Source organism: Streptomyces sp. NPDC046203, assembly GCF_040646255.1.
Classification (GTDB): domain Bacteria; phylum Actinomycetota; class Actinomycetes; order Streptomycetales; family Streptomycetaceae; genus Streptomyces.
Genome location: NZ_JBEYZX010000037.1, coordinates 52,251 through 70,709, shown reverse-complemented (window position 1 = coordinate 70,709; position 18,459 = coordinate 52,251). Strand labels below are relative to the sequence as shown.

At 73.0% G+C, this 18,459-nt stretch carries 16 protein-coding genes; 8 read left to right on the top strand and 8 right to left on the bottom strand.

Annotated elements, in window-relative coordinates; all coding sequences use genetic code 11:
• Positions 1-91: 91 nt before the first annotated feature.
• Positions 92-2,116 carry a hypothetical protein gene (locus ABZ990_RS23570; protein ID WP_361234860.1) on the bottom strand — a complete coding sequence of 675 codons (2,025 nt, stop codon included), beginning with the start codon at positions 2,114-2,116 and terminating at the stop codon, positions 92-94.
• Between the two features lie 442 nt (positions 2,117-2,558).
• Here ABZ990_RS23570 and ABZ990_RS23565 point away from each other — a divergent pair, with 442 nt between their 5' ends.
• From ABZ990_RS23565 to ABZ990_RS23540, 6 genes are all read left to right on the top strand, one after another.
• Positions 2,559-3,500 carry an N-acetylmuramoyl-L-alanine amidase gene (locus tag ABZ990_RS23565; RefSeq protein WP_361234858.1) on the top strand — a complete coding sequence of 314 codons (942 nt, stop codon included), beginning with the start codon at positions 2,559-2,561 and terminating at the stop codon, positions 3,498-3,500.
• 103 nt (positions 3,501-3,603) lie between these two features.
• A complete protein-coding gene (locus ABZ990_RS23560) occupies positions 3,604-4,503 on the top strand; it encodes a hypothetical protein (protein WP_361234855.1) in 900 nt (299 codons plus the stop codon).
• Between the two features lie 165 nt (positions 4,504-4,668).
• The gene (locus tag ABZ990_RS23555; RefSeq protein ID WP_361234852.1) at positions 4,669-5,772 is read left to right on the top strand and encodes an LLM class flavin-dependent oxidoreductase; all 1,104 of its coding nucleotides are present in this window, start codon (positions 4,669-4,671) and stop codon (positions 5,770-5,772) included.
• Positions 5,773-5,976: 204 nt separating this feature from the next.
• On the top strand, positions 5,977-6,831 hold the full coding sequence (locus tag ABZ990_RS23550; RefSeq protein WP_361234850.1) for a helix-turn-helix transcriptional regulator: 855 nt from the start codon (positions 5,977-5,979) through the stop codon (positions 6,829-6,831).
• Positions 6,832-6,984: 153 nt separating this feature from the next.
• The gene (locus ABZ990_RS23545; RefSeq protein ID WP_361234847.1) at positions 6,985-7,434 is read left to right on the top strand and encodes a hypothetical protein; all 450 of its coding nucleotides are present in this window, start codon (positions 6,985-6,987) and stop codon (positions 7,432-7,434) included.
• A gap of 211 nt (positions 7,435-7,645) precedes the next feature.
• Positions 7,646-8,575 carry a hypothetical protein gene (locus ABZ990_RS23540; protein WP_361234844.1) on the top strand — a complete coding sequence of 310 codons (930 nt, stop codon included), beginning with the start codon at positions 7,646-7,648 and terminating at the stop codon, positions 8,573-8,575.
• Between the two features lie 91 nt (positions 8,576-8,666).
• Here ABZ990_RS23540 and ABZ990_RS23535 read toward each other — a convergent pair whose 3' ends face one another.
• From ABZ990_RS23535 to ABZ990_RS23520, 4 genes are all read right to left on the bottom strand, one after another.
• Positions 8,667-9,665, bottom strand: a complete 999-nt coding sequence (locus ABZ990_RS23535; RefSeq protein ID WP_361234841.1) for a DUF2690 domain-containing protein — start codon at positions 9,663-9,665, stop codon at positions 8,667-8,669.
• 114 nt (positions 9,666-9,779) lie between these two features.
• On the bottom strand, positions 9,780-10,856 hold the full coding sequence (locus tag ABZ990_RS23530; protein WP_361234838.1) for a prenyltransferase: 1,077 nt from the start codon (positions 10,854-10,856) through the stop codon (positions 9,780-9,782).
• Positions 10,853-11,587, bottom strand: coding sequence for a class I SAM-dependent methyltransferase (locus tag ABZ990_RS23525; RefSeq protein ID WP_361234833.1), 735 nt, complete (start codon positions 11,585-11,587; stop codon positions 10,853-10,855). Before ABZ990_RS23525 ends, ABZ990_RS23530 begins: the two co-directional genes overlap by 4 nt.
• Before the next feature lie 203 nt (positions 11,588-11,790).
• Entirely contained in the window at positions 11,791-13,131 is a 1,341-nt protein-coding gene (locus ABZ990_RS23520; RefSeq protein ID WP_361234831.1) for a glycosyltransferase family 4 protein, read from the bottom strand.
• Between the two features lie 304 nt (positions 13,132-13,435).
• Here ABZ990_RS23520 and ABZ990_RS23515 point away from each other — a divergent pair, with 304 nt between their 5' ends.
• Positions 13,436-14,131: a TetR family transcriptional regulator gene (locus tag ABZ990_RS23515; protein WP_361234828.1), complete on the top strand. Its 696-nt coding sequence runs from the start codon at positions 13,436-13,438 to the stop codon at positions 14,129-14,131.
• Between the two features lie 100 nt (positions 14,132-14,231).
• Here ABZ990_RS23515 and ABZ990_RS23510 read toward each other — a convergent pair whose 3' ends face one another.
• From ABZ990_RS23510 to ABZ990_RS23500, 3 genes are all read right to left on the bottom strand, one after another.
• Complete coding sequence (locus ABZ990_RS23510; RefSeq protein WP_361234825.1) at positions 14,232-14,777, bottom strand: hypothetical protein; 546 nt, start codon at positions 14,775-14,777, stop codon at positions 14,232-14,234.
• Positions 14,778-15,007: 230 nt separating this feature from the next.
• Positions 15,008-15,241 carry a ferredoxin gene (locus ABZ990_RS23505; RefSeq protein ID WP_361234878.1) on the bottom strand — a complete coding sequence of 78 codons (234 nt, stop codon included), beginning with the start codon at positions 15,239-15,241 and terminating at the stop codon, positions 15,008-15,010.
• 23 nt (positions 15,242-15,264) lie between these two features.
• Positions 15,265-16,737 carry an aldehyde dehydrogenase gene (locus ABZ990_RS23500; RefSeq protein WP_361234822.1) on the bottom strand — a complete coding sequence of 491 codons (1,473 nt, stop codon included), beginning with the start codon at positions 16,735-16,737 and terminating at the stop codon, positions 15,265-15,267.
• 183 nt (positions 16,738-16,920) lie between these two features.
• On the opposite strand from ABZ990_RS23500, the gene ABZ990_RS23495 reads away from it, so the two are divergent.
• Positions 16,921-18,102 (top strand): MBL fold metallo-hydrolase, encoded by a 1,182-nt coding sequence (locus tag ABZ990_RS23495; protein ID WP_361234819.1) that lies wholly within the window; start codon positions 16,921-16,923, stop codon positions 18,100-18,102.
• The last annotated feature ends 357 nt before the right edge of the window (positions 18,103-18,459 follow it).

Genomic DNA, 18,459 nt, shown 5'->3' with positions numbered 1-18,459 from the left:
GTACGAGGATGATCCTCCGCCTTGCGATCGCACGCACCAGACGCCGCAGGCCCCGCCCTCCGGGCGGACGGAGCTACTTTCGAAACACGCCCTAGTACAACGACGTCACGTACAGACAGTTCGTGTACGAGTACCCCGCCTCGATCTTGTCGCTGCTCGCCTTCTTCACCTCGGCCGACGTGCGCGTGCTGCTGCGCTTCTGCAGGAACTGGTAGTTGCCCACCGGCAGGTGCAGCGTCCGCTTCGGGTACTTCGAGGAGGAGCCGGAGCAGGGCTTGACGCCCCCCTTGGGGGCGACGATGGCCGGGTAGGACTTGCAGGAGCCGCAGGACGGGATGGTGACGCGGCCGGTGACCGGGCCGGTGAAGAGGAGCTGGACCTCGCCGGGGCCGTCGTTGCTGACGACCATCGTCTGGCCCGAGCCCTCCGTCGCGCCGGACGGGACCTTCTTGCCGGCGGCCGGGGTCTCCTTGGCGATCTCCGCCGCGATGGACACGCTGCGGGCCTGGTCGGCCTTCGGGCTGGACCCGTTGTTCTTGACGTAGGCGTCCATGGTGGAGATCGCCTCGTCGTACTCCTTCTTCTTGAACTGGTCGAGTCCGCAGCCGAATTCACTGCGCCAGGTGGACCGGCTCACGTCCTTGCCGAGCGCTCCGTACGTCTCGCCGGGCAGCCGGCCCACCGTGGCGCCGAAGCGCCGCAGTTCCTCGGCCGTCTCGCAGGGCGTGGAGTCGCCGCTGTTCTCGCGGGCGGCCAGGTTCGCGCGGAGGGCCGGTTCGATGCGCGCGGGGTAGGGCGACTTCGGGAAGGTGCCGATCACCTCGTTGAGCTGGTCGGCCGCCGTCTGCTCGGTGCCGGAGGCACCGATCGAGCGGGTCCCGCACTCGTACAGCGAGTGGGCCAGCGGGTCGTCGGCCTTGCCGGCGAGGTTGCCGATCAGCCTGTTGTCCACCAGGGCGGGCAGGGCCCGCAGGTGCTTGAGAGCGGCGATGGAGCCGCAGAAGTCCTCGCGGTCGTACGGGGCGGAGACGGTCTTGTAGTACGTCTGGATCCGGATCGGGACCTTCTCCGCCGCCTGCGTACCGGAGTGCTTGGTGCCGATCTCCTGATACGTGTCGAGGGCCTCGCGGTAGGTGGCCCTGACCGACTCGAAGGGCTCGTCGGCGCTGTCCTTCACCTTCTTGTCGGCGACGGCCAGCCGGTCGAGGAGCTGCTGTTCGACGGCCGCGTCGTGGGCCACGCCGTACGCGAAGGTCCCCCCGCCAGGAACGGCCAGCAACAGGGCGAGCGCGACCGGCAGGACGAGCTTGCGCCGGCTCGGCAGGGCCAGGTCCTCCGGGCGGGCGCGCAACGCGCGGCGGGCGCCGTCGGCGGCGGCGAGGAGGTGGACGGCGCCGAACGCGACGAGGACGCCCAGCGGGATGCCGTCGGGGTCGGCGGGCAGGGCCACCACGAGCAGCGCGACGGTGACCGCCCAGCAGACGACGGCGAACACCCACTGCTTGAGCAGCACGTAACCGAGGCCCAGGCAGGAGAGGTTGAGGAGGGCCACGGCGGCGGCCTGCGCGGGGTTCGCGGGGCCGGGCGGCGGGGGCGGGACGGACGGTCCGGGGGGCATGGGCGGCAGCGGGAACCCGCCGGGGCCCTGGGGCGGGGCGCCCTGGCCGGGCGGGACCGCGCCGTACGCCGGGGGTATCGCGCCGTAGCCGGGCTGAGGGGCGGCGCCGTAGCCGCCGTAACCGCCGTAACCGGGCTGGGGTGTCCCGTACCCCGGCGGGACCGCGCCCTGGCCGGGGGTTCCGGGCGCGCCGGGAACCCCGGGAGCTTCCGGTACGCCGAACCCGCCCGGCGCCGCCATCGGCGGCCCGAATCCGGGTGCGGGTGCGGGCGCTCCGTTCTCCCCCTGGACGGGAGGCACGGGAGGCACGGGCGGCGCGGGAGGCGTGGGAGGCAGGGAAGGCGCCGACGGCGGAGGTGTCATCGGCTGCGCGGGGGTGGGTGTGGGCGCGGGTACGGGGGTGAGCGCGAGCGTGGCCGCGGGCGCCTCGCCCGCCTCCGGCAGCGCGCCGCTCGCGGGCCGCACCGGCTCGTAGCCCGGCGGCACGGCGTCGTTCACCTCCGGAACCTCCGGGACCTCAGGGACCCCCGGCGCCTGAGCCGCTTCCGCCGCCCCCGGCACGGCATCCTTCGCCTCCGGCACCGCGTCGTTCGGTTCCGCGTCCGTCACCTCGCCCGCCGCGCGCTCCCCCGACCGCGCGGGCTCGTACCCGGGCGGAATCGCGTCATGGACGGGCGGTCGCGCTGAAGGCTGTACGGGTGGCCGCGGCGCCGGGGCGGCCCCACCGTCGCCCGTACGCCCGTCCCGCCCCGTCGTTCCGTCGCCGCCGTGGTCGTGCTGGTCCCCGGCCACCGGTCCCCCCTCTGTTCATCACACTGTCCGGTCACGCTAGTTCGTCGCACCGGTGCGTGCCGCACATCCTTCACTTTCCCCTCACACACCTTCCACCGGCTTGGTTCCGCTACGGGCATTCCTGGCCGGAAACCGCTACGGTCGCGAGGTGCCGTACCACCATCGCAAGCTCCTCACCCTCACCCTGCCGCTCGTACTCCCGTTCGCCCTGACCGCGTGCGGCGGCGCCGCGACCCCGGTGCCACAGTCCTCGGACGCCCCCGGCGCCACGACCTCCGACGCCAAGGACTCCCCGGCCGGGAGCCCGGCCGGAGCCGCCGGATCCCAGGGCACCGAGTCCGCCGGCGCACGGGAATCGGCCCATCCAAGCCAGTCCGGGCCCGCCCGCTCCGGCAGTGCCACGCCGACGGCCGACCGGCCGCTCGCCGGGCGCGTGATCGTCGTCGACCCGGGCCACAACCCAGGGAACTTCCGGCATTCCACCGAAATCAACAAGAAGGTGGATATCGGGACGACCCGCAAGGAATGCGACACCACGGGGACCTCCACCAACGCCGGTTACACCGAGGCCACCTTCACCCTGGATGTTTCACACCGTCTGCGCGATCTCCTCGAAAAGGAGGGCGCCGAGGTCGTTCTCGTCCACGACGCCGAGCGCCCCTACGGCCCCTGCATCGACGAACGCGCCCGCATCGGCAACGCCGCGAAGGCCGACGCCGTCGTCTCCGTCCACGCCGACGGATCGGCGACCGGCAACCGCGGGTTCCATGTGATCCTCCCCGCACGCGTGAAGGACGGGGCCGCCGACACCGGTGCGATCGTGGCCCCGTCCCGTACCCTCGGTGAGAAGCTCGTCACGCACTTCGCCCGGACCACCGGCACCAGGCCCGCCAACTACATCGGTTCCGGCACCGGGTTGGACGTGCGTAACGACCTCGGGGGGCTCAACCTCTCCACCGTGCCCAAGGTCTTCCTCGAATGCGGCAACATGCGCGATCCGAAGGACGCCGCCCTGCTGACGGACGCCGGCTGGCGCCAGAAGGCGGCGCGGGGGATCGCCGACGGCATCGAGGCCTACCTCCAGGGGTAGAACCGCCAGGCGGACCGCCGGACGATAGATTCGCCCCGGCGGCGGGGGCGCCCCCGCGCTTCGCACCACCCCGACGAGACGACCCGACGAAGGATTCTTTTACGTGAATATCCGCTCCCTCACCCGAGGCGATGGCGTGCTGATCGGCGCAGCGGTGGTGCTGTTCATCGCCTCGTTCCTCGGCATCTCCGGCTGCGACCTGCCGGGCAACGCGTGCGACGCGTTCGACTCGGCGTTCTCGTGGGAGGTGTCCCCGCTCGGCTGGGGCTCCTTCCTCCTCGGCATCGCCGGCGCCGCCCTCGTGGTCGCCTCGCGGACCATGCCCCAGATGCGGCAGCGCAAGGTGGTCGGTCTGGAACTCGGCCAGGTCGGCGTCTCCTTCGCCGTCGCCTCCGCCTGGACCCTGCTGATGTGGGTCTTCGAGGCGAACAACGCCGGTGCCGGCCTGATCCTCGGCCTCATCGCCTCGCTCGTCCTCGCCGGCGGAGCCATCGCGGGCCCGCTCGTCCCGGCCCTGCAGGCCCCGCTGCTCCCGGCCGCCGGGCCGAGCACCCCGCAGCCGTACGCGGCCCAGCCCGGCCAGCCCGGTCAGGCCGGCATGCCCGGTCACCTCGGTGGCCAGCAGGGCGCACCCGGCGGCTACGGCTACCCGGGCGCCCAGCAGCAGCCGTACGCCGCGCAGCCCGACCCCTCGCTCGGCGGCGGCCAGCCCTACGGCGCCGCGGCCCAGCAGCACTCCCAGCCGCAGCCGCAGCCGCAGGCCCAGGAGCAGGCCGCTCCGGCCCACGCGCAGGCTCCGGCGGCGGACTTCGCGCCGTTCTGGTTCGCGGTCCCCGTCGCCCGCCCGCTGTACGGCGAGGACGGCGGCTCGGCCCCGCTCGCCGAACTGGCCCCCGGCACCTGGTACCTGGCCGTCGAGCAGCGCGGCCAGGCGCTCGTCGCCCAGACGCAGGACGGGCGGCGCGGCGTACTCCAGGACACCACCGGCATCCAGCGCGGCTGAGCCGCCTGGCCGATCGCGGGCGGGACGGGCGCGGCTCGCCGCCCCGCCCCACCGGGTCCCTCTTCGTCGACGGCCCCTCATCCGGATCTCTTCCGGGTGGGGGGCCGTTGCCGTACAGTCGCCGGGCGCAAGCGAACTGACGTCACGTCAGAAAGGTTGCCCGGCATGCGTCTCGGACTCGCCCTCGGCTACTGGGGACGCGGCCCCTCCCCCACCCACCTCGAACTGGCCCGCGAGGCCGAACGACTCGGCTACCACTCCGTGTGGACGGCGGAGGCCTGGGGATCCGACGCGTTCACCGCGCTCACCTGGATCGCCGCGCACACCTCCCGGATCCGGCTCGGCACGGCGGTCGCGCAGATGGCCGCCCGGACCCCGACCGCGACCGCGATGCACGCGCTCACCCTCGACCACCTCTCCGGCGGGCGGATGCTGCTCGGGCTCGGGCTCTCGGGGCCGCAGGTGGTGGAGGGCTGGTACGGCCGGCCGTTCCCGCGCTCACCGCTGACCGCGACCCGCGAGTACGTGGACGTGGTCCGGCAGGTGCTGCGCCGCGAAGGGCCCGTCACGCTCGACGGGCGCTACCACCCGCATCCGTACCCCGGGCCAGGCACCGGCGCCGGCCCCGGCGACACCGGCAACCGCACCGGACCCGGGCTCGGCGGCCTCGGCCTCGGACTCGGACTCGGACTCGGACTCGGACTCGGCAAGCCCCTCAAGTCGATCACCCACCCGCTCCGGCCCGACCTGCCCGTCCTCCTCGGCGCCGAGGGCCCCAAGAACGTCGCCCAGACCCTCGCCCTCGCCGACGGCTGGCTGCCGCTGTACTGGTCGCCCACTCGCTGGGCCGAGGTCTACGGCCTGGCGGCGGACGGCTCTGACGTCCGGGACGGCTTCCTCGTCGCGCCGCTGGTGCGGGCGCGGGTCTGCGCGGACGTGGCGGAGGGGCTGCTGCCCGTCAAGGCGATGCTCGGCTTCTACATCGGCGGCATGGGGCACGCGGCCCGCAGCTTCCACGCCGACCTCATGACACGCATGGGATACGGGGCCGAGGCCCGACGCGTCCGGCACCTCTTCGCGGCCGGGCGACGGGACGAGGCGGTCCTCGCCGTACCGGACGCCTTCGCCGACGAGATCTCCCTCGTCGGGCCGAGGGAACGGATCGCCGCACGGCTGGAGGAGTGGCGGAAGGGCCCGGTGACGGACCTGCTGGTCACGGCGCCGGACCCGATGACACTCCGTACCCTGGCGGACCTGACACGCGCCTGAGCCAGGGCGCCTGCCCAGGGGGCCCGGGTACGACGTACGCCATCCCTTCCTCCCCCTCCCCCCTCCGGATCTTCGCAGGTCAGAGCCGTGGGACGTCCCTCGGCGTCCCTGGGACGGCCGCACCTCTGGCCTCCGCCCGGCGGCCAATCGGACAGTGGATCACCGGCCCGGGACGGTTCCGGGTGGGGGAGGTTCGAGGGGTCGATGGTCAGACACCGGGTGTGTACAGGGGGCGGTCGTTGCGAGTGGTTCATCAAGGCGCCGGACCCGCGGCTGCGCGCGGGCATCGGGTCGTACCGCGGCTTCCGGGCGCGGGCGGGGGTGCCGCAGGAGCGGCTTGTCGTGCCGAGCGGGCGGGTGTCGCTCCTCATCGGCTTCGGCGGCGAGCTGAGGGTGGGCGGGGGCCGGCCGGGCGCCGGGGCCGCGCGGCACGCGTCCGTCGTGTCGGGGCTGCACACCCGTGCCCGGGTGCTCGGGCACGGCGGTGAGTTCCACGGGGTGGAGACGGCCCTGGCGCCGTGGGCGGCGTACCGGCTGTTCGGTGGCGCGTCGCTCGCGGAACTCGGCGACGTCCTGACCGACCCCGCGGACGTCCTGGGCGCACGCTGCCGCACGCTGGGCGAACGGCTGGCGGACGCGCCGGGCTGGGACGAGCGGTTCGCCCTGCTCGACGAGACCCTGCTCGCGTGGACGGCCGACGCGGCGCCCGAGCACACGGTCGCCCCCGCGGTCCTGGAGGCGTGGCGGCTGCTGCACCAGGCGCAGGGCCATATGCGGATCCGCGAGGTCGCGGACCGGACCGGCTGGAGCCTTCGGCACCTGGAGAGCCGGTTCCGGGAGCAGATCGGGCTCTCGCCCAAGCGGCTCGCCCGAGTGCTGCGGCTGCGGCACGCCGTCGAGGAGCTGACGGCGGGGCGCGGGGCAGCGGACACCGCGTCGGTGTGCGGCTTCTACGACCAGTCCCATCTGGGACGGGAGTTCAAGGAACTGACGGGCATGCCGCCGGGGCGGTGGCTGGCGGCGGGCGGCACGGCGAACGCCGCCTGGATCGCGGGCTGAGCGCACCGCTCCGCACGCGGCGGTACGACCCTCCCGACCTCGCGCTTTCGTCCAATACCGGCGCGGGCGGCCGGTGCGACGCTGGCGTCGTCGCGTACGACCGTGTGCGCGGCGACTTCTTGATTTCGCAGTACAGAGAAGAAGGAACGAACCATGGGCATCAGCACGGGGATCCGCAAGAAGACCGCGGCGGTCGTCACCGCCACCGCGCTGCTCGTCGGCGCCGGCATCGCCACGGCGGGCACGGCGGCCGCGGGATACATGTGCAAGGACGGGTACCACTGCGCGTACTGGGCCGGCATCGGCGACAGCGGTGCGCACAACTACTACAACAGCGACCCCAACTTCACCGACGACTACTTCACCGACAACTACCCGACGCCGGGCAGCGGCGAGAACGTCAACGACAACGTGCGCGCGGCCAGCAACTCCAGCACGGGCGGCTACGAGAGCCACTACTACCGCGACATCAACTACGGCGGCGGTCTGCTGTTCTGCGTGAACCCGGGCAGCCAGGTCAACTACGGCCGTCTCACCGCCTCGCAGGAGGCCCAGGCCAGCTCGCTCCTGCTGCGTCCGTCGACGACGATCAAGTGCTTCTGATCCATCGCCGACCGGTGCACGCGCCCGGCGCGTGAACCGACCCGAGGTGTGTTCAAGGCCTGACGTGTGAACGGGGCCCGGCGCTACAGGGGTGTGCCGGTCCCCGTCCGCTCTTCCGCTCCCTACTTCCTCTTTCTTCCTCTTCCTCCGATTTCCGTCCACCGCACTCCGTACTCCGCACTCCGCACTCCGACGAAAGGCGTCCGCGACCATGCCCGGGACCCGCCGTCCTCCTCGCGCCCTGCTCACCCTCGCCGCCGTCCTGGCCGGCGGAGCGGCCGTCGTCGGCGCGACGGTGCTGACCTCCGGCGCGCCCAAGCGGTCCGACGAGCCCCTCGCGACGACGGCGGGGCTCGAACGGCTGCACAAGCTGCCGCCCGTCACCGACAAGATCTTCGCCTGGGACGCCGCCCAGGCCCGCAGCGCCGAGGCCCAGCGGCGGTACGCCATCGACTGTATGGCCGACAAGGGCTTCCGTTACGCCCCGAAGGCCACTCCCCCGGCGGGTGCCGACGAGGACGCGCGGCCCCGGCCCTTCGGCCTGGAGACGCCTCCTTCCGCGACCACTCCCACGCCCCCGGAAGCCGGGGAGACTCCCCCGAAGCCCGGCAGCCCGGAGGCATCCCCGGCGTTCGGCAAGGCTCTCTTCGGCGACGAGGCGAAGCGCGTGACCGTGAAGGGCACGGCCGGCATGAGCGTGTCCCGGCCCGGCAACGGGTGCCTCGCGGATGCCGAGATCCGGATGCTCGGGGACGGACGGCCGCGCTGGCTCCAGGTGCAGATCGAACTCTTCGAGGGCCAGGAGCAGGCGCGCGCGGCGGTGGAGAAGGACCCGGATTTCCAGAGCGCGACCGGCCGCTGGCGGCAGTGCATGGACCGGGCCGGCTTCCCCGCGCAGCGCGACCCGGAGACGCTCCTCCAGACGCTGCCGGACCAGAAGGCCCGTCTGAAGGGCCGCGACGTCCTCAAGTCCGACCTGCGCTGCAAGAGCGAGACGGGCTATCTGACGGTCGCGTACACCCGGCTCGCCGCCATGCAGGAGCAATGGCTGAAGCGCAACCCGGCCGTCACGAAGGACTGGACGTCCCTGCTCGCCCGCCAGGACAAGGCGGCGCGCGAGGTGCTCGCGGCCAAGAGCTGACCCTTCGAATCGAACTGCCGTCCCCAGCAAGGCTGTTGCTCCAGCCACAGCCTCAGCATGACCACGCCCGTGGTGACGACTACGACTACGGCTACGGCTGCCCCTGCTCCCGGCTCGGGATGAAACGGCCCGTGCAGGTGGGCGCGTTGTCCTTGGTGTCCTTCTTCTTCGGAAGGTCCGCGCAGGCGAAGACCGAGCCGTGGTCCGGGGCTGCGATCAGCGGGGTGTAGACGTCGCGGTCGTAGTGGACGACATCCGCCTGGGCGGCGCCGTCGGAGTTGTTGACGACGACGGTGGCGCCGACCTCGGCGAAGGAGATCCGGCCCCAGGCGGCCTTGCACGCCTTGCTGTAGCGCAGCTCGATGACGAGGTCCGGAGGGATGGCGGCGGTGCGGACGGTGACCGCGTCGGCGCCGCAGTTCATCTTCTTCGGATCGCGGCCCTCGCAGGCCGTGAGGGTGCAGCCGGTCGCCGGGCCCACGACCTTCACGGCCTGGGCCGGCTCCGGGATCGTCGGCTCCTCGTCGCCGGAGAAGGCGGCGACGGCGTACGCGCCCACACCGCCGATCAGAAGGGCGGCCAGGGCGAACGAGCCCCAGAGGGCGCGGCGTTTACGACGAACGGGGACGGCGGCCGAAGGCTCTTCCCCGGCTATGGACCCACCGTCCCGGGCGGGCACATCGGCCCCGGTGGGCACACCGCCCCCGGGCCCGGCCTCGCCAGGACCGACCTCCCCGCGCTCGACCTCCCCGTGCTCGACCCCGCCGGATTCCGGGGCCGCGACCGTGTCGGATTCCGGTCCCGGTCCCGGGGCCGGGGCGGCGCGCCGTACGTCCTCCGCGTCCCAGAGGGCGAGCAGCGGCCCGGGGTCGGTCCCGCAGAGCCTCGCGAGGCTCTCGACGGCGTCGCGCGGCGGGAACTGCTTGCCGTTGACCCACCGCTCCCACGACGACTTGGCGTAGTGGGTCTTCTGGCTGAGCTGGGAGAAGCTCGATCCCGACGCCTTCTTCAGTGCGAGCAGTTCACCCGCGAGACCACGGTCGACCTCATGCTCCAGATCAAGGTCTCCGCCCGCCCCCACGCCGTCCATCGTGCCCGATTCTCCCTGTTGTGCGTACCCATGCCAGTCATGGGCACGCACATCCTAGAGCGGCCCCAGCGCCCGATTCACGCAGCTCGCCCGCGGGTCGGATGGCTGAATGGTTCAGCCGCAGCAGTCCGGTTCCAGCCCTCGCGGCAGCCGCTCGCCGCCGAACACCGCCACCGTCGCCTCGTCGCCGCCCAGCGCCGCCACCGCGAGCAGCAGCGAGCCGGCCGTCCACGTCGTCTGTTCGTCCGGCCAGACGGCCCGGTTGCCCTCGAAGACGTAACCGGTCCAGTAGTTGCCGTTGTCCGCCCGCAGATGGCCGATGGACTTGAGGATGTCGAGCGCGCGGTCCGACTCCCCCATCGCCCAGAGCGTGAGGGCGAGTTCGCAGCTCTCGCCGCCCGTGACCCACGGGTTGGGCAGCACGCACCGTACGCCCAGCCCCGGGACGACGAAGGCGTCCCACCGGGCGTCGATGCGCGCGGCGGCCTCGGGTCCGGTGATCGCGCCGCCGAGGACCGGGTAGTACCAGTCCATGGAGTAGCGGGACTTGTCGAGGAAACGCTCGGGGTGGCTGCGGATCGCGTGGCCGAGCGCTCCGGCCGCGAGTTCCCAGTCGGGCTGGGGCTCCTCGCGTTCGTCGGCGATGGCGAGGGCGCAGCGCAGCGCCTGATGGATGGAGGAACTGCCGGTCAGCAGCGCGTCGTCGACCGCCGTACCGTCCGACTCCCGCTTCCAGCCGATCTGTCCGCCGGCCTGCTGGAGGCCGAGCACGAACTCGACGGCCGCGTAGACGACGGGCCACATGCGGTCGAGGAAGACGTCGTCGCCCGTCGACAGGTAGTGGTGCCAGACGCCGACGGCGATGTACGCGACGAAGTTGGACTCGCGGCCCCGGTCGGTGACGTCGTCGGGGTCGCCGTCCCGGTAGGCGGCGTACCAGGAGCCGTCGGAGTTCTGGTGCCGGGCCAGCCACGCGTAGGCGCGGGCGGCGGCCTCGTGCTCGCCGGCGGTGTCCAGGGCCATGGCGGCCTCGGTGTGGTCCCAGGGGTCGAGGTGGTGGCCCCGGAACCAGGGGATGGCGCCGTCCTCGCGCTGGACGGCGAGGATGCCGGCCACGGTCTGCGCGGCCTGCTCGGCGGTGAGGACGCCCGGCAGGACCAGGTGCTCCGCGATCCGCTCGGGTGAGGTCACTGGGCGTCGGCCTTCGGGAGGTGGGGCTTGGTGGCGTAGGCGACGAAGCTCTTGCCGATGACCGGGTTGAGCAGCTGCTCGGTGATCCGGGTCGCGGCAGGCTTCTTCATGATGTCCCAGACCAGGAGCTTGTGGAACGCGCGGACCGGCAGCGCCTTGTCGTTGTCGACGCCGAAGGCGCACTTCAGCCACCAGTACGGGGCGTGCAGGGCGTGGGCGTGGTGGGTGCCGTACGGCTTGAGACCGGCCTGGCGCATCTTGGCGAGGAGTTCGTCGGCCTTGTAGATGCGGATGTGGCCGCCCTCGACCTCGTGGTACGCGTCGGAGAGCGTCCAGCAGATCTTCTCCGGGCCGTAGCGGGGCACGGTGACGGCGATGCGGCCGCCCGGCTTGAGGACGCGGACCATCTCGGCGAGGACGCCCTTGTCGTCCGGGATGTGCTCCATGACCTCGGAGATGATGACGACGTCGAAGGACTCGTCGGGGAACGGCAGGTTGAGCGCGTCGCCCTCCATCGCGGTGGCGGTGGCGCCGGCCGGGGCCTCGCCGCCCTCCTTGATGGCGGCGAACCACTTGGCGACCTCGCGGATCTCCTCGGCGTTCTGATCAAGGGCGACGACCTGGGCGCCGCGCTTGTAGCACTCGAAGGCGTGCCGGCCCCCGCCGCAGCCCAGGTCGAGTACGCGGTCGCCGGGGGCGAGCGGGAAGCGGGTGAAGTCGACGGTCAGCACGGGGGTCTGCCTTTCAGGGGCTTCGGGGACTTCGGGGGCTTTCGGGCTTCGGGGCGCTGGGGCTTCGAAGCGTCGAAAACTCCGGGGACCGGGAGGCTTCGGGCCTCCCTGCCTCAGGGTTCGGCTCGGGGTTCGGCTCGGGGCGTGTCCCGGGGCGGGCCGCTTGGTTCGTGCGAGGGTGCGGTACGGGCGGGGGCGGCGGTTCAGCGGCGGGGCGCCGCGGCGCTGCCCCTGCGGCCGGCCCCTTGGGCGGCGATGGCGGCGCGGTACAGGTCGGCGGTGCCCTGGGCCGCGCGGGCCCAGGTGAAACGTTCCAGTACGCGGGCACGGCCGGCGGCGCCGAGGCGGGCGCGGAGTTCCGGGTCGCCGAGCAGCCGGCCGAGGGCGGCGGCGAGGGCGCCCGCGTCGCCGGTCGGGACCGACAGACAGGTCTCGCCGTCGGGTCCGGCGACCTCGGGGATGGCGCCGCCGTCGGTGGCGACGAGCGGGGTGCCGGTGGCCATGGCCTCGGCGGCGGGCAGCGAGAAGCCCTCGTAGAGGGAGGGGACGCAGGCGACCTCGGCCGACCGTACGAGGTCGACCAGTTCGGCGTCGGTGATGCCCTTGACGAAGCGGACGGCGTCGTCGAGCCCGAACCGCTCGATGGCCTGGGCGACCGGGCCGTCCTCGGCGCGCTTGCCGACGACGACGAGATGGGCGTCGGGCCGCTCGGTGCGGAGCTTGGCGAGCGCCTCGATCAGGTAGACGAGGCCCTTGAGGGGGACGTCGGCGCTGGAGGTGGTGACGATCCGGCCCGGGACCTCGGCGACGGCCGGGTCCGGGGACCACAGGTCGGTGTCGGCGCCGATGTGGACGACGCTGATGCGGTCGGGGCGGACGCCGAGGTGCTCGACTATCTCCTGGCGGGAGGTGCCTGAGACGGTGAGGACGGACGGCAGCCGGCGCGAGACCCGCTTCTGCATCCGGGTGAAGCCGTACCAGCGGCGGACGGAGGCGCGGCGCTTCCAGTCGGCGGCGGCGTCGAGTTCGAGCTGCCGGTCCACGGTGATGGGGTGGTGGATCGTGGTGACGAGCGGCGCGCCGAGGGCGCGGGGGCCGCCGAGGAGTCCGTACCCGAGGGTCTGGTTGTCGTGGACGACATCGAACGAGCCGCTGCGGGCGGCGAGCATGCGCCGGGCCCGCAGGGAGAAGGTGAGCGGCTCGGGGAAGCCGCCGGTGCGCATGGTGGCCACTTCGAGGCGGTCGATCCAGTCCCGGTACTCGTCGCGCTTCGGGGTGCGGAACGGGTCGGGCTGACGGTAGAGGTCGAGGCTCGCGATCTCGGTGAGCGGGACGCCCTCGTCGAGGGTGGGGTACGGCTGCGAGCCGATGACCTCCACGCTGTGGCCGAGCCGGGCGAGTTCACGCGAGAGGTGGCGGACGTAGACGCCCTGGCCGCCGCAGAACGGATTCCCCTTGTACGTGAGGAGAGCGATCCGCAACGGACGGTCACCGTCCGCGGCGCCACCCTGCCGGGGGCTTGCCTCTATGGCCTCCGCGGTCAACTGGGACCCCCTTCGAGCGTGCTTTTCGCGGGAGCGTAACCGCCCGCGCTAATCTAGAACAAGTTACAGACTTGAACCCTCTGGTCCTCCGAGAGCACTGAATCTACCGGCAGGTAGCTCGGCGGAGAGAGGCGGACCAGGTGATTCCCGCCACGGCCGCCGACCCGTCATACTGTCGCTCCCTCAGCGCTCTCCACGGGCCCCCGCGCCGCCCGGCGCCGGCCCCGCACCACCCGCGTACGACCCTCGCGCCACCCTTGCACCGCTTCTCGTCACGCCTCTCCCACCGCACGGAACGAGACCCATGACCGCGGCAGAAAGACCTGCGTCACCAGCCCTGACGGAACGCCAGGAGGCCCGTCGGCGGCGCATCCTGCACGCCAGCGCGGAGCTCGCCGGGCGAGGCGGGTTCGACGCCGTGCAGATGCGGGAGGTCGCGGAGGCGGCCGGGGTGGCCCTGGGCACGCTCTACCGCTACTTCCCCTCGAAGGTGCACCTGCTCGTCGCCACCATGCAGGACCAGCTCCAGCGTATGCACACGACCCTGCGCAGACGCCCGCCGGCGGGCGAGGACCCGGCGGGGCGGGTCGCCCAGACACTGATGCGGGCCTTCCGGGCGCTACAGCGCGAGCCGCAGCTCGCGGACGCGATGGTGCGGGCGCTGACGTTCGCCGACCGGAGCGTGAGCCCGGAGGTCGACACCGTCTCGCGACTGACGACCGCGATCGTCCTGGACGCGATGGGCACGGAGCACCCGACACCGGAACAGCTCTCGGCCGTCCGGGTGATCGAGCACACCTGGCACTCGGCGCTGATCACCTGGCTGTCGGGGCGGGCGTCGATCGCCCAGGTGAAGATCGACATCGAGATGGCCTGCCGGCTGATCGACCTGACGGCCCAGGAGACGGCGGGGCCGGGCGCGGGTGGCGGGGGTGGCGGGGGTGCCGGGGACGAAGCCGGGTCCGGGGCCGAGGCCGCCAAGGAGCCGGCCCGCGACTGAGCGCGGTGCCGCCGACTCTCCGGCAGACGGGGTGCGGGTACGGCGTACGGGACCGCGCCCGGCCCCCGGTCAGGGGCGCGGGCGCGGCCGGTGCGCGTCGCTACGACTTCTTGTTCTTCTCCAGGTCGGCCTTGAACAGCGCCTCGCACGCGGGCGTGGTGTCCGTGGCGACGAACATGACGAGCTTCACCGGGCCCGCGCTGTGGTCGCTGGACTTCAGCTGCCAGGTGCCCTTGGCGAGCGAGGTGATCGTCGAGCCGGACTGCGAGAAGGTCTTCTCCGTCTTCCAGCCGCCCTTGCCGAGCGCCGTGACCGTCTCCGCGGCGGACTTCTTCGGGTCGGCGGCCTTCTGGGCGTCCGGGGTCCAGGAGACCATGCACTGCTCCAGGCCCGTCGGCACGTTCTCGGGCCGGTCGCTCTTGGCGAAGCCGGCACCGGTCGCCGCGGTCTCGATTTCCGTCCGCACCGCGTCGGCGGTCAGCTCCGCGCCGCCCGCCTCCGCACCGCCGCCACCCGCCTCGGACCCGGCCGTCGAGCCGCTCTCCTTTGCGTTCGAACCACCCTTGTCAGAGCTGTCGTTGCTGCCACAACCCGCGACCAGCAGCACCACACCGGCGGCCGCGGCCACCCACTTCGCCTTGCGCACAACTCTCCCAAACTCGCGCGCACGAAAGCCTCTTGCCCCCGTGATCAAGGGAGTAGTTTTGCATACGGGAACCAACTCGCCGCTCACACAAGGGGAGACGCGCCGCACCCATACCCGCGCACCTACCCGCACGTGACACCCGCACGAGGTACCCGCATGAAGTACCCGTCCAGGTTCCCGTTCCTCCCGGTCCGCGCCTGCCCCCGTCGCCCGTCCTTACTCCTCCGGCTCTACTCCTCCGGCGGGAAGACGGGTTCGCCGCCGTCGGCGAGGGTGAGGAGGATGGCCTCGACCGGGCAGCCCTCGGCCGCCGCGAGGACGCTCTCGCCCGCGTCCGTCTCCGCGGCGCGCGGGTGGGACTGGCGGGCGGCGTCGAGCCGGAAGGCGTCCGGGGCGTGGCCCACGCACATGCCGGATCCGATGCAGACACCACGGTCGACCTCGACGTGCCAGCGATCGCCCATGCGGTCACCGATACGGTCGCCCATCAGGCACCACTCCCCGGGGCCTGGTAACCGGCGGGCAGATGGATCATCTTGTGCTCCAGGTAGGCGGACAGGCCCTCGGGGCCGAACTCGCGGCCCAGGCCGGAGTTCTTGTATCCGCCGAAGGGGCCGAGCATGTCGAGGCTGAAGGTGTTGACGTTGAAGGTGCCGGTGCGGACCTTGCGGGCGAAGTCGATGCCGTGCTCGATGTCGCCGGTCCACACGCTGCCGCTGAGGCCGTAGTCGGAGTCGTCGGCGATCCGCAGGGCCTCGGCCTCGTCCCCGTACGGGATGAGACAGACGACCGGGCCGAAGATCTCCTCGCGGGCGATCCGCATGGAGTTGTCGACATCGCCGAAGAGGGTCGGTTCGACGTACCAGCCCCGTTCCAGGCCCGCCGGACGGCCGCCGCCGGCCAGGATCTTGGCGCCTTCGGACTGGCCGTGGGCGATGTAGTCGAGGGAGCGTTCCCGCTGGCGGCGCGCGACGAGCGGGCCGACCTGGGTGGCCGGGTCGAGGGGGTCGCCGACGACGAGGGCGCCGGCCTCGGCCGCGAGGGCCTCGGCGATCTCCTCGTAGCGGGAGCGGGGGGCGAGGACGCGGGTCTGGGCGACGCAGGCCTGGCCGTTGTTCATCCAGGCAGCGGGCGCGATACCGGCGACGGCGGTGGCCACGTCGGCGTCCGGCAGGACGACGGCGGCGGACTTGCCGCCGAGTTCGAGGGTGACCCGGGTGAGATGGCGGGCGGCGACCTCCATGACGCGCTTGCCGGCGGCGACCGAACCGGTGAAGGAGACCTTGTCGACGCCGGGGTGCCCCACCAGGTACTCGCCGACCTCCCGGCCGGCGGGAAGGATCGACAGGACACCCTCCGGCAGCCCGGCCTCGGCGGCGATCCCGGCGAGCAGATACGCGTCGAGCGGCGACTCCGGCGCCGGTTTGAGGATCGCGGTGCAGCCGGCGAGCAGCGCGGGCGCCAGTTTGGCGGCGGCGGTGAACTGCGGGACGTTCCACGGGACGACGGCCGCGACCACGCCGACCGGTTCACGCCGCACGAGCAGCGGGCCGAGGGCGCCGGCGCGCGGCTCCTCGTACACGTACTCCCGCGCGACCTTGATCGCCGAGTCCCAGACCATCATCGCGCCCAGCGCCTGGGCGAGGACCGACCAGGAGTACGGCGAGCCGTTCTGCGCGCTGACGACGCGGGCGATCTCCTCGTGGCGGACCAGGAGGGCGTCCTTGATCCGGCCGATCACCGCGATCCGTTCCTCCAGGCTCATCCTCGGCCAGGGCCCTTCGTCGAAGGCCCGGCGGGCGGCGGCGACGGCGCGGTCGACGTCGGCCGGGGAGGCGTGCGGGACACGGCCGATGACCCCCTCGGTGTGCGGGGAGATCACCTCGATGACGCCGTCGCCGAGCGGCGCGGTCCACGCGCCGCCGATGAACAGTTCTCCGTGCTCCACAACCTCGGTCACGACCGACCGCCTCCCGGGAACCCGCGCGCGTCCGACGGCCCCGGCCGGCCGGACACGCGGACCGTCCCGGTCGAACCCCGTTCGAACGAATCTGACGATGTTTCAGAACTGATACCAGTTCTCGTTATGATGAGCAACGGCCATACCGGCAGGCGGAGATGGCGAGCGGAGGCGAGAACGCCCATGACGCAGACGGCGGCGTCCGGCCCGGCCGGCGCGGTGACCGAACACGGGGGCGGTGTGTGGTCCCTGCGGGTGCCCATCCCGGACAATCCGCTCGGCCACACCCTCGTCCACGTCCTCGACACCGACCGCGGCCCCGTACTGATCGACACCGGCTGGGACGATCCCGCCTCGTGGGCCGAACTCACATCCGGGTTGGCGGAGTTGGGGATCGGAGTTGCCGACGTCCACGGGGTCGTCGTCACCCACCACCATCCCGACCACCACGGCCTGTCCGGCCGGGTGCGGGAGGAGTCCGGCGCATGGATCGCCATGCACGCCGCCGACATCGCCGTCGTCCGCCGCACCCGCGAGTCCCCGCCCGGGAGTTGGCTCGGCTATCTCGACCGCAAACTGACCGCCGCCGGAGCGCCCGAGGAACATCTCGCCCCGCTGCGCGCCGCACTGACCGGACGGACGGGCCGGGCGGTCCGGGCGGGCCAGTCCTCCCAAGCCGGCCGGTCCTCCCAGGCCGAGCAGGCCGGGCGGGCCGGGCGGGCCACCGGGGAGCGGACCCGGACCCTGCCCGGGGAGCGCGCCGCGCTGCCCGACCGCGAGATCGTCCCCGGCGAACTCCTCGCCCTGCCGGGACGACGGCTGCGCGCCGTGTGGACGCCCGGCCACACCCCCGGCCATGTCTGTCTGCACCTGGAGGAGGACCACCCCGCCGGGCTGCCCGGCCACGGTCGGCTGTTCTCCGGCGATCACCTGCTGCCCGGGATCAGCCCGCACATCGGGCTGTACGAGGACCCGGACGAGGCGGGGGCCACAACGGCGGACGGTACGACCGGCGGCGACCCGCTCGGCGACTATCTCGACTCCCTCGCACGCGTCGGCCGGCTCGGCGTGGCCGAGGTGCTTCCCGCCCATCAGCACGCCTTCACCGACGCGGCCGGCCGCGTCCGCGCCCTTCTCGCCCACCACGAGGAACGGCTGGCCGGCCTGCTCGCCCTCCTCGCCACCCCGCTCACCCCCTGGCAGCTCGCCGAGCGCATGGAGTGGAACCGCCCCTGGGGCCGGATCCCGCACGGTTCGCGTTCCATCGCCGTCAGCGAGGCCCAGGCCCACCTCCGCCGCCTGGTGAGGCTCGGCCGCGCGGAGCCGGTGGCCGGTACGGAGCCTGTCGCGTACGTGGCGGTGTAGCCGCCGGCACGAAGGGGGTGGGGTGGCGCCGGGCACGGGGGGGGCTGACACCGGGCAAGGGGGGCCGCCGCCGGAGGCCCGCCGTACGCCCGGATGCGCCGAGTCCCGCCGTACGGCCCGGCCCCCTGTACGCCCTGCCCCTCCCGTACGCCCAAGGCCCGCCGTACGCCCAGGGCCCGCCGTACGCCCAGGGCCCGCCGTACCCGGTGCTCCCGCCCCTGGAATCCGACCCCGGAACCGCCACCGGAACCGCCGCCGCCCCCGGCGATCTCCGGCGCCCGATCCGGCCACACCCGCCACATGTGACCCAAGACGCCCTGGCGGCACGATGCCCGGCCGGTAGACTCGGCGGCTGTC

What these genes read in the sequence shown, in the direction of transcription:
- ABZ990_RS23515 (WP_361234828.1), top strand. Translation starts at nt 13,436, where the DNA reads ATGACCGCGGCAGAAAGACCTGCGTCACCAGCCCTGACGGAACGCCAG.
- ABZ990_RS23505 (WP_361234878.1), bottom strand. Translation starts at nt 15,241, where the DNA reads ATGGGCGATCGCTGGCACGTCGAGGTCGACCGTGGTGTCTGCATCGGA.
- ABZ990_RS23545 (WP_361234847.1), top strand. Translation starts at nt 6,985, where the DNA reads ATGGGCATCAGCACGGGGATCCGCAAGAAGACCGCGGCGGTCGTCACC.
- ABZ990_RS23555 (WP_361234852.1), top strand. Translation starts at nt 4,669, where the DNA reads ATGCGTCTCGGACTCGCCCTCGGCTACTGGGGACGCGGCCCCTCCCCC.
- ABZ990_RS23550 (WP_361234850.1), top strand. Translation starts at nt 5,977, where the DNA reads ATGGTCAGACACCGGGTGTGTACAGGGGGCGGTCGTTGCGAGTGGTTC.
- ABZ990_RS23535 (WP_361234841.1), bottom strand. Translation starts at nt 9,665, where the DNA reads ATGGACGGCGTGGGGGCGGGCGGAGACCTTGATCTGGAGCATGAGGTC.
- ABZ990_RS23540 (WP_361234844.1), top strand. Translation starts at nt 7,646, where the DNA reads ATGCCCGGGACCCGCCGTCCTCCTCGCGCCCTGCTCACCCTCGCCGCC.
- ABZ990_RS23495 (WP_361234819.1), top strand. Translation starts at nt 16,921, where the DNA reads ATGACGCAGACGGCGGCGTCCGGCCCGGCCGGCGCGGTGACCGAACAC.